The organism is Massilia solisilvae, assembly GCF_024753215.1.
In the GTDB taxonomy this organism is placed as follows: domain Bacteria; phylum Pseudomonadota; class Gammaproteobacteria; order Burkholderiales; family Burkholderiaceae_D; genus Telluria; species Telluria solisilvae.
The window spans coordinates 1,069,471-1,082,837 of sequence record NZ_JANUGV010000001.1; the positions used below are offsets into that span (position 1 = coordinate 1,069,471).

At 65.2% G+C, this 13,367-nt stretch carries 9 protein-coding genes and 1 riboswitch; of the genes, 4 read left to right on the forward strand and 5 right to left on the reverse strand.

Annotation, left to right across the window (positions count from 1 at the left end; genetic code table 11):
• Positions 1-61 precede the first annotated feature (61 nt).
• Positions 62-1,120 carry an alpha/beta fold hydrolase gene (locus NX773_RS04815; RefSeq protein WP_258855207.1) on the reverse strand — a complete coding sequence of 353 codons (1,059 nt, stop codon included), beginning with the start codon at positions 1,118-1,120 and terminating at the stop codon, positions 62-64.
• 163 nt (positions 1,121-1,283) lie between these two features.
• Here NX773_RS04815 and NX773_RS04820 point away from each other — a divergent pair, with 163 nt between their 5' ends.
• On the forward strand, positions 1,284-2,933 hold the full coding sequence (locus NX773_RS04820) for a M28 family metallopeptidase (RefSeq protein ID WP_258855208.1): 1,650 nt from the start codon (positions 1,284-1,286) through the stop codon (positions 2,931-2,933).
• A gap of 74 nt (positions 2,934-3,007) precedes the next feature.
• On the opposite strand, the gene NX773_RS04825 is transcribed toward NX773_RS04820, so the two are convergent.
• Positions 3,008-4,012: a bile acid:sodium symporter family protein gene (locus tag NX773_RS04825; protein WP_370662216.1), complete on the reverse strand. Its 1,005-nt coding sequence runs from the start codon at positions 4,010-4,012 to the stop codon at positions 3,008-3,010.
• 194 nt (positions 4,013-4,206) lie between these two features.
• Here NX773_RS04825 and NX773_RS04830 point away from each other — a divergent pair, with 194 nt between their 5' ends.
• Positions 4,207-6,345: a S46 family peptidase gene (locus NX773_RS04830; protein ID WP_258855209.1), complete on the forward strand. Its 2,139-nt coding sequence runs from the start codon at positions 4,207-4,209 to the stop codon at positions 6,343-6,345.
• A gap of 115 nt (positions 6,346-6,460) precedes the next feature.
• Here NX773_RS04830 and NX773_RS04835 read toward each other — a convergent pair whose 3' ends face one another.
• Positions 6,461-8,404, reverse strand: a complete 1,944-nt coding sequence (locus tag NX773_RS04835; protein WP_258855210.1) for an alpha/beta hydrolase family protein — start codon at positions 8,402-8,404, stop codon at positions 6,461-6,463.
• 190 nt (positions 8,405-8,594) lie between these two features.
• Here NX773_RS04835 and pnuC point away from each other — a divergent pair, with 190 nt between their 5' ends.
• Both pnuC and NX773_RS04845 read left to right on the forward strand, forming a co-directional pair.
• Positions 8,595-9,188 (forward strand): nicotinamide riboside transporter PnuC, encoded by a 594-nt coding sequence (gene pnuC, locus NX773_RS04840; RefSeq protein WP_258855211.1) that lies wholly within the window; start codon positions 8,595-8,597, stop codon positions 9,186-9,188.
• Positions 9,185-9,700 carry an AAA family ATPase gene (locus NX773_RS04845; protein ID WP_258855846.1) on the forward strand — a complete coding sequence of 172 codons (516 nt, stop codon included), beginning with the start codon at positions 9,185-9,187 and terminating at the stop codon, positions 9,698-9,700. Before pnuC ends, NX773_RS04845 begins: the two co-directional genes overlap by 4 nt.
• Here the strand turns inward: NX773_RS04845 and NX773_RS04850 are convergent.
• Both NX773_RS04850 and NX773_RS04855 read right to left on the reverse strand, forming a co-directional pair.
• Entirely contained in the window at positions 9,697-11,817 is a 2,121-nt protein-coding gene (locus NX773_RS04850; RefSeq protein WP_258855212.1) for a TonB-dependent siderophore receptor, read from the reverse strand. The two genes, NX773_RS04845 and NX773_RS04850, sit on opposite strands and share 4 nt — an antisense overlap.
• Before the next feature lie 92 nt (positions 11,818-11,909).
• Positions 11,910-12,008: riboswitch (TPP riboswitch) on the reverse strand.
• A gap of 184 nt (positions 12,009-12,192) precedes the next feature.
• Positions 12,193-13,350, reverse strand: coding sequence for an iron-containing alcohol dehydrogenase (locus NX773_RS04855; protein ID WP_258855213.1), 1,158 nt, complete (start codon positions 13,348-13,350; stop codon positions 12,193-12,195).
• Positions 13,351-13,367: the final 17 nt, after the last annotated feature.

A 13,367-nucleotide genomic window follows, 5' to 3' on the forward strand; every position in this document is an offset into this window, starting at 1 on the left:
GCGCTGCAACTGCTCAAGCGGTCTATGGGTCCCCGCCTCCGCGGGGACGACGTATCAAAAGCTAGTTGGCCAGCAGCTCCCGCAGGTACTGCTCCCACAACTTGGCAATCGTATGGCTGCCATGCCCGCGCGTGTCGGGCGTGAGCGGCAGCACCACCGCCTTGCCGTGCGTGACGCGCTTGATCTCGCGCTCCAGGATGCCCAGCTCCGGCGGGTTGATCAGGTCATCGGCGGTGTTGACGGCGATGAGCGGCGCCTGGATTTTTTCCAGCTGAGGCCTGGGATCGTAGTCCTGCGACGCCTCCAGCTGGTACAGCAAATCGTTCGCATCGGTGGTCTTCATCGCGGCGGCCACGTAGGCATCGAGCGCCTTGTCGGTCTCGGCCAGCGTCGGCGTCTGTTCCTGCCGCAGCACCGGATTGCTGCTCATGAAGTACAACATCTGCGTGGCCGTGCGCAGGCTTTGCGGCTGAACCTTGTATTCGCCACCCTGCCACTGCGGGTCGTTGCGGATCGCGTCGATCACCGTGCGGCGCCATACGCGGTTGCGTCCAGAGATCTGGTCCGGCAGGCTGGCCAGCGGCATCAGGGCATCCATGAAGCCAGGATAGCGTTCTCCCCAAACCCAGGTCTGCATGCCGCCCATCGAGGTGCCCATCACCAGCCGCAGGTGGTTCACGCCCAGCGCTTCCGTCAGCAAGCGGTACTGCGCGTCCACCATGTCGTTGTAGCCGTAGTGCGGAAAGCGCGCGTGCAGGCCGTCGCTCGGCTTGGACGACTGGCCGTGGCCGATGCCGTCGGTGAGGATGGTGTAGTAGCGCGACGCATCGAGCACGCCACCGGGGCGGAACAGTTCGCCCGAAAATTCGGGCCGCACGAACTGCGCGCCGGTGCCGCCGGTGCCGTGCGTGACCAGCACCGCGTTGGTGACCTTGCCATGCGCGTCGCGCTGCGGCTTGCCGAAAGTGCGGTAGTGGATCTTCAGCGCCGGCAGCGATTCGCCTGACTTGAAGCGGAAATCCTTGAGGACGGCATCGCCTTCGTTTGGTGCCGGAACGTCGGCCGCCTGGACGGCGCTGGCGCAGATGCAGAGGAGCAGGGACGCGAGAAGCTTGGACATGTTCGTTTTCAAAAAGCCATTGCAGGGGCTGGTTACTATAGTCCAGTTTCCGACGCGTGTACGTTTGACACTGGAAATTTTTCCGCAGATACTTTTCCCGCTCTTTGCTGAGTTTCCCCGTGTATTTACGGGCTTCCTTGATCCCATCCAGCGAGATTGTTGCGTGAAAAAGAAAACCCTAGTTCTGGCCCTGTTGGCGGCGGCCTCCGCCCAGGCGGCAACACCCCCGAAATTTGATCCCCACCGCATCATCCAGGACGTGAAGGTCCTGGCATCCGATGAATTCGAAGGCCGCGGCCCGGGCACCGCCGGCGAAGTGAAGACGGTGGACTACCTGGTCAAGCAGTTCAAGGCGGCCGGCCTGCAGCCGGGCGGCGACCTGGTGAACGGCAAGCGCAGCTGGACCCAGGACGTGCCGCTTGGCCGGTTCGAGATCAAGGGCCCGGTCCAGGTCAGCGTGAGCGACGGCAAGCAGACCATGGCCCTGACCCAGGGCGAGGAGATTGCGATCCGTCCGGCCGAAAACGGGCAGGCGCAAGTGGATATCGCGAACGCGCCGCTGGTCTTCGTCGGCTACGGCGTGAGCGCTCCGGAGCGCAACTGGGACGACTTCAAGGGCATGGACCTGAAGGGCAAGCTGGCCGTGGTTCTGATCAACGACCCGGACTTCGAAACCGGGCAGGGCGACTTTGGCGGCAAGGCGATGACCTACTACGGCCGCTGGAGCTACAAGTACGAAGAGATGGCGCGCCGCGGCGCGCTGGGCACGCTGATCGTGCACGAGAGCGCGCCGGCCTCGTATGGCTGGCCGACCGTGAAGAACTCGAACACCATCGTCCAGTACGACATCGTGCGCAAGGACCCGGCCAAGGACCACGCGCCGGTCGAATCGTGGATCCAGCGCGACCTGGCGGTTGACCTGTTCAAGCGCGCCGGCCTGGATTTCGAGGCTGCCAAGAAGCAGGCGCAAAGCCGCGACTTCAAGCCGGTGGAACTGGCCGGCATCACGCTGTCGGCACACTTTGCGGTGGACGCGCAGGTGATCAAGTCGAAGAACGTGGTGGCGATCAAGGAAGGCAGCAAGCGCCCGAACGAGTATGTGATCTACACCGCGCACTGGGACCACCTGGGCGTGGGGCTGGCCAACGGCAAGGGCGACAAGGTGTACAACGGCGCGCTGGACAATGCGAGCGGCACGGCGGCGCTGCTGGAACTGGCGCGCGCCTACGGCAAGCAGCCCAGGCCGGCGCGCAGTGTGGTGTTCCTGTCGGTGACTGCGGAAGAGAAGGGCCTGCTCGGCTCCGAGTACTACGCGGCCAATCCGCTGTACCCGCTGGCCAGGACCGCCGGCGTGATCAACATGGACGGCATGGCGCCGAACGGTCCGGCACGCGACTTTTCGATCTCGGGCGTGGCCAAGCTCGACCTGCTCGACCGCCTGAGCGCGCAGGCACGCAAGTGGAACCGCACCTATTCGCCGGACCCGAATCCGGAAGCGGGCTACTTCTACCGTTCCGACCACTTCTCGTTCGCCAAGCGCGGCGTGCCGGCAATCTCGTATCGCGGCGGCCAGGACTGGGAAAGCGGCGGGCTGGCGGCGGGCAAGGGCAATGCCGAGGCCTATCGCGTGAACGACTACCACCAGGCGTCGGACGAGTTCAAGCCGGAGTGGACCTTCCAGGGGGCGGCGCACGACCTGGAACTGATCTACGCAACCGGCCGCGAGCTGGCCGATTCGGGCGCCTGGCCGAACTGGTCGCAGGACTCGGAGTTCCGCGCAGCGCGTGACGAGAGCGCGGCGCAGCGCAAGTAGGGTGGGCGGATTCCGCCCACGCGTTCAACCGCAGCATGCACTCCCGAACGCGTGGGCAGGAGGACCTGCCCACCCTACGGTGTCTGGCTGTCCGGCCTGCGTGCCAGGCGGCCGGCGAGCACCGCGCACACCATCAGCTGCAGCTGGTGAAACAGCATCAGCGGCAGGATGATCATCCCCAGCGCGCTTGGCGCGAACAGCACCTTCGCCATCGGCACGCCGCTGGCCAGGCTCTTCTTCGAGCCGCAGAACACGATCGTGATCTCGTCTTCCTTGCTGAACCCCAGCCGCCTGCTGGCAAGCGTGGCCGCGCCGAGCATCACGGCGAGTATCAGCGCGCTGATCACGAGTATGCCGATGAGCGTGGACAGCGAGACCTTTTGCCACAAGCCTTCGTTCACGGAGTCGCTGAACGCGGTATAAACCACCAGCAGGATCGAGCCCTGGTCGAAGAATTTGAGAACCGGCTTGTGGCGGTCCACCCATGCGCCAATCAGGGGGCGCAGCAACTGCCCGGCGATGAAGGGCAGCAGCAACTGCTCGACGATGGTGAGCACCGAATCCAGTGGCGAGCCGCCGGCCGCGCCGCGCGCGATCAGCACGCTTACCAGCAGCGGCGTGATGAAGATGCCAAGGAAGTTCGAGGCCGAGGCGCTGCACACTGCCGCCGCCACGTTCCCGCGCGCCAGCGCCGTGAACGCAATCGATGACTGCACTGTCGAGGGCAGCGCACACAGGAACAGCACTCCCAGGTACAGGTCCGGCGTGAGCAGGGCCAGGGCAAGCGGCTTGATCGCCAGGCCCAGCAGCGGGAACAGGACGAAGGTGCTGGCCAACACCAGCAGGTGCAGCCGCCAGTGGGTCAGGCCCGACACCAGCGCCTCGCGCGACAGCTTGGCGCCGTGCAGGAAGAACAGCATGCCGATCGCGAGCGTGGTGATATGGCCGAAAGCGACCGCAACCTGGCCGCTGGCCGGGAACAGGCTGGCCAGCGCGACCACGACCATGAGCAGCACCGTGAACGGATCGAGCGCGAGCCGGCGCATCAGGCCGGAAAACAGGTTGTCAATACGAGGCATGCGATTCCAGGGCAGATCCCGTTGGGAGGAGCGTGCCATTTTAGCGGCATCGCCACAGTATCGCTGCGGTGGGCGGGGAAAGCCTGAAAATCGTTTTCACTATTTGGCAACACAGCTATACTCGGCGATTGTCTTGCATCGTGCGCCGCGGCCTCCCGGCGCGGTGATCAATATTTTTTGACCTGAGGTCCAACTTGTTCAAATCTCTTGTCCTGCCAGTCGCCCTGCTGGGCGCCGCGGCCGCCGCGAATGCCGACGAAGGCCAGTGGCAGCCGCACCAGCTCCCACAGCTCAAGTCGGAGCTCAAGCGCATCGGCATCACCATTCCGGCCGAAAGCCTGGCCGACCTGTCGAAGCACCCGATGAGCGCGATCGTCTCGCTGGGCGGCTGCTCGGCCTCGTTCGTGTCGCCCGATGGCCTGGTGGTCACCAACCACCACTGCGGTTACTCGGCGATCCAGCGCAACTCGACCCCCGAGCACAACTACATCGCCAACGGCTTTTTGGCCAAGACCCGCGCGCAGGAACTGCCGGGCGGCCCGAACACGCTGGTGTACGTGACCGAGAAGGTCGAGAACGTGACCGACCGCGTGCTCAAGGGCCTGTCGCCCAACTTGTCGGGCAAGGAGCGCCACGAACAGGTCGAGAGCCGCATCAAGGCATTGATCGCCGAGTGCGAGTCGGACAAGGCCTATCGCTGCTCGGTGCCGGCCTTCCACCGCGGGCTGGAGTACTACCGCATCAAGCAGTTGATGATCCGCGACGTGCGCCTGGTGTATGCGCCGTCCAACCACATCGGCGACTTCGGCGGCGACATCGACAACTACGAGTGGCCGCGCCAGGTGGGCGACTTCTCGTTCCTGCGCGCTTACGTGGGCAAGGATGGCCGTCCGGCCGACCCGTCGCCGGACAACGTGCCGTACAAGTCGAAGGACTTCCTGGTCGTCTCGGCCGAAGGGCTGAAGAACGGCGACCCGATCCTCCTGGCCGGCTACCCGGGCCGCACCAGCCGCTACAAGCTGCCCAGCGAGATCCGCTTTGCGCGCGACGTGGACTACCCGGCCAAGGTGGGCTCGATCACGGCCGACCTGTCGGTCATCGCCGCCGCCACCATGGGCAACCCGAACTACAACGTGCGCTACGCCAGCGTGGTCAAGAGCGCCAACAACGTGCTCAAGAAAACCCAGGGCCTGCTGGACGGGTTCGCGCGCAAGGACATCGCCGCGATCAAGGACATCCAGGACGCCGAGTTCCGCAACTGGTACAAGCAGCACGGCAGCGGCTCCAAGACGCTGCTGGCGGACCTGGACGCGGTGATCGGCGCCGACATGGCCGTGTCGCGCCAGGAGTTCGCGCTGAACGAGGCGACCCACAGCGACCTGCTCAAGAGCGCGCGCACGCTGTACAAGCTGGCGATCGAGCGGCAGAAGCCCGATGCGCAGCGTGAGGCGGGCTACCAGGAGCGCGACGTTTCGTTCATCAAGGCGCGCCTGACGCGCCTGGAGCAGTCGTTCGTGCCGAGCGTGGACCAGGCCCGCTACGCCGCCGCGCTCACCCGTTACGCCAAGCTCGATGCGAAGATCCATCCGGCCGGCGTGGATGCGCTGTTGCCGGCGCCGGACGCGCTCGATGCCCTGTACAAGAACACCCAGCTGGCCGACACCGCGAAGCGGCTGGCCTGGATCGGCAAGGACCCTGACGCCTTCCGCAAATCGGATGACCCCTTCATCCAACTGGCGGTGCGCATGTACGACGCGGCCAATGCGGTGGACGAGCGCCGCAAGGAAGTCGATGGCAACCTCGAACGCGTGATCCCGCAGTACATGGCAGCCGTGATCGCCTGGAAGAAGTCGCTCGGCAAGCCGGTGTACCCGGACGCCAACTCGACGCTGCGCGTGACCTTCGGCACCGTGTCGCCGTACTCGCCGCGGGACGGCATCACCAAGGGCCCGTTCACGACCGTCGAGGGCATCCTCGAGAAGGCCACCGGCAAGGAGCCATTCATCGCCCCGGCCTCGCTGTCGGACGCGATCAAGGCCAAGCGCTACGATGTGTTCAAGGACCCGGTGCTGGGAACGGTTCCGGTGAACTTCCTGTCCTCGGCCGACACCACCGGCGGCAACTCGGGTTCGGCGGTGATGAACAAGCGCGGTCAGCTGGTGGGCCTGAACTTCGATTCGACCTACGAGTCGATCACGAAGGACTGGTACTTCGACAGCGCGATCACGCGCGCCATTCATGTGGACATCCGCTACATGCTGTGGGTGATGAAGGAAGTCGATCACGCCGACAACCTGCTCAAGGAAATGACGATCAAGTATCCGAAGAAGTGATCGTCCGGCGATGACAAGAACGGCCGCGTTGGTTGATCCACGTGGCCGTTTTTACTTGGGTTGAACGCGTGGGCGGAAAAACCTGCCCACCCTACGCACTGCCGACGATGCCTGGCTATTTTCCGATGTGCCTGGCCAGGAACGCCTCGAGCTTCTGGTAGAAGGCGGTCAGGTTGGCCGTGTCATAAAAGCCGTGGCCCTCGGCGGGCGCCAGCAACCATTCCGGCGCATTGCCGGCCTTGGCCAGTGCGTCGCGCATCGCTTCGGCTTGTTCCACCGGCGCCCGCTTGTCCTTGCCGCCGTGGACCAGGAGCACCGGCAGTTTGATCTGCGACGCATAGTTCACTGGCGAGTATCTGTCGAGCTCCTGCTTGTCCGTGCCAATGTAGCGCTTGAGGATGTTGGTGAAACGCTTGTCGTGCTGCGCCTCGTCCGACTTGTACATCAGACCCAGGTCGTACACGCCCGCATAGCCGACCGCGCACTTGAACAAGGACGGTTCGCGCGCGGCGAGCATCAGGGCCGAGTAGCCGCCAAAGCTGCCGCCGTACACGCACACCCGGGCGCCATCGACTTCGCCCTGCGCGATCGTGGCCTTCAGGCCGTCGACCAGGTCGTCCTGGATCTTGCCGCCCCACTGGTGGTAGCCGGCGTACTCGAAGTTCAAGCCACGCCCGCCTGAACCACGGTAGTTGACCTGAAGGACGGCGTAGCCACGGCTGGCCAGGAACTGCGCGTCAGTGTCGAAATACCAGCTGTCGTAGATGTTGTGCGGGCCCCCATGCGGCATCAGCACCAGCGGCACCTTGGCGCCCGCGGGGTGGGGCGGCATGGTCAGGAAGCCGTAGAGCGCAGCCCCGTCGCGCGCGGTGAAGCTGATCGGCTGGCGCGGCGCCATGTCGTCCGGATTGATCGCTTCCATCGCCGAGAACAGCAGGTCGGCCTTGCCGGTGGCGCGGTTGAACAAGTAGTACGAGCCTGGATCGCGGTCGCTGGAGGCGCCGAACAGCAGCAGGTTGCCATCGGCGCTGAAGTCGACGAACGAGACCACGCTGCCCGGGAACTGCTGGCTCAGCAGCTTATGCAGTTTGGCGTCTGCATGGTTCTCATCAAAATAGCGCATCGACGGCACGCCGACCGAGGACGAGGCCGCGAAGGGAAGGTCGTCCGCGCCGAACTGCAACCCGGTGACGCTGCCGTTCGGGCTTTCGAAGAGCGTGGTGCGCGTGCCGTCGCTGGCGTGTTCGCGCACCAGCGTGTCCGGGCCGCCGTTGGCCGAGTAGCGCGCGATAAAGCTCTTGTCGCCGGCGTCGAACATCATCGGCACGTAGCGGCGTCCCAGATTGTCCAGCTTTGTCCAGGCATTGCCCGTGTCATCGTGCCGGAACATCACGGCATACCCGTCCTCGCCCGTGCCATACGCGAAGCGCGGCTTGCCGTCGCGCTGCATCACAAATCCGAGGTCGGGCATCGCCAGGTCGGCAACCAGCTTGCGGGTTGCGCTGGTGGTGTCGATGTCGTACAGCAGGCTGTGGCTGCTGCGCCAGAGATGCGAGTCCACGAACAGGTGGCCGTTGCGTTCCTGCGGTACCCCGACGATCTCTCCGTAGCCGTAGTCGTCGCCGTAGCGGTCGCCCCGGCGCGAGGACCTGAACATATCGTAGCCGTACAGGTATTCCTGTTGGCTGCCGTCGAAGTTCACGGCCAGCACTTCGCCGGTGAGCACCGGCTGCTCGCGCGAGCCGAGCTCCTTGGCCTTGGTGATCGCCAGCCGGGTGTTGCTGACCCACAGATAATTGGCCGGCATCTCGAAGGCGGGCATACGGATCGCCCCGGTTATCTTCAGCTCGGGCAGGGTATAGATCATCACGATGGGAACTGTGCGCCCGCCCGAGGGGATGCGGGCGGTGACGGCGATATGCTTGCCGTCCGGCGCCAGGCGCGGCTTCGAATAGGTGTCATCCTGGACGAATGCGGACAGCGGAACCTTGGGTGCGGCGCTGGCGTGGCCGTATGGCGCCAGCAGCGCGGCGCAGAGCAGGGCGGGACGAAGACGCATGGGACTCCTTCTGGTCGCGGACACGGGGACGTGATGGAGCTGTCGAGTATATCGGTCCACCCGGACAGTACCATGCGATTTTTAACCAGATGTTTTATTCGCACAACGACGCTGCGCGCCTTGCCTGCCTGCTTACCAATGCCGCATAATCCGCCAGTTCGGCGCCGCTGCGCCGCCTTCCCGCCCGCGAATGAACGATACACTCACCCTTGCCGGTTTCAGCACCTCCCCGCTGGAGCTGACCGGTTTTCTCCTGTCCGTGATCATGGTGCTGTTGAACATTCGACAGAACCACTGGGGCTGGCTGTTCGGGATCGTCTCGTCGGCCACCTACGGCATCGTGTTCTTCAACGCGCGCTTGTACGGCGACGCCTCGCTGCAGCTGGTCTTCATTGCCAGCGCGCTGTGGGGCTGGTACCAGTGGCTGCGCGGCGCGGGCGAGAGCACGCTCGTGGTCACCCGCCTGCAAGGCGCGGGCTGGGCGTGGTCGGCCGCCGGGTGGGCGCTCGGTTTCGTGGCGCTGGCCGCGTTCCTGCATGCCTTCACCAACACCGACGTGCCGCGCGCGGACGGCTTCCTCACCGCGGGCAGCCTGCTGGGCACGGTGCTCCTGGCGCGCAAGAAGGTCGAGAACTGGCACGTGTGGATCGCCGTGGACGTGCTGTACGTGGGCCTGTACCTGTACAAGGGCCTCATGCTCACCGCGATCCTGTACGCCGTGTTCGTGGCGATGGCGGTGGCCGGCCTGCGCGCGTGGGCCAACATCGCAAGCGCGAGGGCATGATGGCCGGCCCGGCCCGCATCGTCATCCTTGGCGCCGAATCGTCCGGCAAGTCCACGCTGGCCGAGGCGCTTGCCGCGCACTACGGCACCGTGTGGGTGCCGGAGTACCTGCGCGAGTTCGTCGAAACGCGCGGCCGCGTGCCGTTCGAGGAGGACCAGTTCGGGATCGCGCGCACGCAACGGGAGCGCGAGAACGCGCTGGCCGAGCGCGCCAGCCGCTTCCTCTTTTGCGACACGTCGCCGCTGATGACGGCGATCTACAGCCGCGCATACTGGAACCGGGTGGATGCGCAGCTGGCAGCGCTCGCGTCCGCGCACGACTATGCGCTCACGCTGGTGGCAGCGCCCGACGTGCCGTGGGAGCCGGACGGCCTGCAGCGGGACGGGATCGAAAGGCGGCAGGAAGTGCACCGCATGGTGATCGAGACGCTGGACGAACGGCGCATACCCTTCGTCCAGGTGGGAGGAGACCTGCCGCAGCGGCTGCGGCAGGTGCGGGGACTGCTGGGTTAGAAGTCCAGCTGGGCCGACACGCGGAAGGTGCGCGGCGCGCCTGCGTACAGGTAGCCGCCCAGCGCCGGGGTCACGTCGCGCCAGTAGAACTTGTCGAACAGGTTGTCCACGCGCGCGCGCACGACCACATTGTTGGCGCCGGCCTTGAACGCGTATGCGCCGCCCACGCCGAACACGCTGTAGCTGGGCACGAACACCGTGTTGGTCACGTCGAACGCCTTGCGGCTCGCATACTGCCAGGTGCCGTCGATCTTCAGCCCCGGAACCTGCGGCACCGAGTAGGCCAGCATGGCGATCGACTTGAAGTTCGGGACGTCGGTCACGCGCTTGCCGTCGATGGTGGGGTCGCCGGTGCCTTCCTGCTTGGTGTTCAGCGCGGTCAGCGACACGCTGTATTCCAGGTTGGCAGCTGGCTTGCCCTGCGCCGCCAGTTCCAGGCCACGGTGGGTCTCCTGGCCGTTGCGCACAAAGGTGTTGGCGGCGTTGGTGTACTCCAGGCCGCGGCGGATCTGGAACAGGGCAGCCGACAGCTGCAGCGCGGCGTTGACGTTGCCTTTAACGCCGAATTCAACCTGGTGCGACCGGTTCGGGCCCAGGCCCTGCAGCTCGTTGGTGGTCTGCATCGGCGCAAACCCGCCCGGCTCCACGCCGTGGCTCAGCGCGCCGTACACGTTCCACTGCGGCGTGAATGCGTACACCAGCGCCACGTTCGGCAGCAGGAACGAGTCGTCGCTCTTCTCGTGCGGGGTGGCCGCGTCGACGAACTGGTCGCGCTTGAAGTTCACGTAGCGCACGCCGGCGTGCAGCGTGGTTTGCGGCGCGAGCTTGACGATATCCTGCGCGAACAGGCTGCTTTCCTTGTCGGTCAGGCGCTCGAACACGGGGCCGGTCACGCGGTCCGGGCCGACCGGCGGCACGATGCGGTTCTTCCAGATGTTGCTGGAGCCGACGAAGTCGTAGATGTAGTCGCCAAACGCGTTGTGGCGCTCGTTGTACGAGGCGCCGACGGTGAGCGCGTGCGAGATTTCGCCGGTGGCGAATTTGCCCTGCACCATGGCCTGCGCACCCCACGGGGTCTTGCGCTCGCCGATGCTGCGGTAGTCGTACACGTCATAGTCGCCATTGGTGCAGTAGCCCGGGTAGAAGCCCGCGCCTTCGTTGGAGCAGCCATACGGGAAGGCGGTAAAGTCGTCGCGCTTGAACCAGTGCTTGTTGGCGTTGACGGTGGCAACCCAGTCCGGCGCCAGCTTGTATTCGAAGCGCAGGCCCAGGTTGGTGCTCTTGGTGTCCACCGGCTTGGCCCACGGCTGGTCGTTCAGGAACATCTTGGCCGACACGCCGGTCGGCAGCACTTCACCGCGGATCAGCTGGAAGCCAGGTTGGGTCAGTTGCGCCTTGTGCTGGTAATCGAAGTCCAGTTGCAGCAGGGCGTCCGGGCTGATCTGCCAATCGAAGGCGCCCGAGACGAATTCGCGCTCGCCGTTCGCGCCGCGCACGTAGGGGTGCAGCGATGCGGCGGCGGCGTTGATGCGGTAGCCGAAGCGGCGGTCGTCAAAGCGGCCGCCCAGGTCCACGGCGCCGTACACGGTGCCGCGCTCGCTGTATTCGACCGTGGCCGAACGCAGCGGATTGGCGGTCGGGCGCTTGGTCACGTAGTTGATGATGCCGCCCGGCGCCGACACGCCTGCCTGCAGGCCAGACAGGCCCTTGAGGATCTCGATGCGTTCCTTGTTCTCGAGCGGGATCTGGGTGTCGTTCGGGATGGCGATGCCGTCCTTGCGGTAGCTGGTGTCGTTGTTCAGGTTAAAGCCACGGATCGAGAACTGCTCGGCGTAGCCGACCGCGTTGTAGGCGTCGCTGACGGAGGCGTCGTATTTGGTCGCTTCGGTGGTCGAGCGGATCGACAGGTCCTGCATGCGGCCACTGTCGATGGTGGTGATCGAAGCCGGGGTATCGACCACCGCGGTGTTGCCGAAACCGCCAACGGCGGCGATGCCGCCTGCTTGCTTGGTGCCGGTGACGACGACTTCAGGGACCGACTGCTGCGCGTGCGCGACGCTGGAGAAGGCCTGCACGACGGCGCAGGCGATGATGGTTTGTTTCAGGTTGGTTTTCATTGTGTTTGCTCGTTTTCGCGCGCCGCCGCTGGCTGCGCGCTGCTTTTTACAAAAGCCGGAGCCAACGTGGGGGAAGGGCAAACAAGATAGACCACAACTGCTTTGCGCTTTCCTTCGCTGGCATTATCCAGATCAGGTACGGAGGGTATCTCTCACCCGGAAGCAAAGCCCCAGGACCCCTAGCGAGCCGCGAGTGTATCACGAACCTGGGCGGTTCGTGGTGTGTCTGCTAATTCAAGATTGGGATGTGTTGTTAAAGCTGCGTCTTTGCTGGCTTGGCGTGAACGCGTGGGCAGCCAAGCTGCCCACCCTACGCGAAATCGCGCCGGGTAGGGTGGGCAGGTTTTCCTGCCCACGGGTTCAGCTACGGCCGGATCAGAGGCAAAGCTCCAGCACCTTGCGGCTGATCTCGAGGTTGACGTCGCGCTTTTCGCCCAGCTTGACCATGCGATGCGCTTCGAGTGCATTGAGCACCGGCTCGATCACTTCGCGGCCCAGCTGGTAGTCGGGCAGGCGCGTGCCCACGCCCACGTCGCGGAAGAAGGCTTCGGTGCGCGCGATCGCCTGCTCGATGCGGTCATTCTCGCTGCCTTCGGTGATGTGCCACACGCGCTCGGCGTATTGCAGCAGCTTGGCGCGCTTGGCCTCGCGCCGCACGCGCAGCATCGCCGGCAGCACCACCGCCAGCGTCTGCGCGTGGTCGAGCCCGTAGAGCGCGGTCAGCTCGTGGCCGACCATGTGGGTCGCCCAGTCCTGCGGCACGCCCGCGCCGATCAGGCCATTCAAGGCCAGCGTGGCAGTCCACATCAGGTTTGCGCGCACGTCGTAGTCGTGCGGCTCGGCCAGGGCCCTGGGTCCTTCCTCGATCAGGGTGAGCAGCAGGCCCTCGGCAAAGCGGTCCTGTACCTTGGCGTTCACCGGGTAGGTCAGGTACTGCTCCATGGTATGAACGAACGCGTCCACGATGCCGTTGCCGACCTGGCGCGGCGGCAGCGTGTAGGTGGTGGTCGGGTCGAGCACCGAGAATTTCGGGAAGACGAGCGGCGTGCCGAACGCGAATTTCTCGTGCGTGGCCTTGCGCGTGATGACGCCGCCGGAATTCATTTCCGAGCCGGTCGCCGGCAGCGTCAGCACGGCGCCGAACGGCAGCGCGGCCTGCACGTTGGCGGCGCGCTTTTCGAAGATGGTCCAGGGATCGTCATCCATGGTCGCGCCGGCGGCCACGAACTTGGTGCCGTCGATGACCGAGCCGCCGCCCACGGCGAGCAGGAAGTCGATGCGCTCGGCCTTGACCAGCGCGATCGCCTTCATCAGGGTTTCGTAGGTGGGATTCGGTTCGATGCCGCCGAATTCAAAGACCGTGTGCTGCGCCAGCGCCGCCTTGACCTGGTCGTACACGCCGTTGGCGCGGATGCTGCCGCCGCCGTACAGCACCAGCACCCGGGCTTGCTGCGGCACCAGGTCGCGCAGCTTGGCGATCTGGCCTTCGCCAAAGACGATGCGGGTGGGATTGTAGAAATCGAAGTTGAGCATCTGGCCCCCTTTTGTTG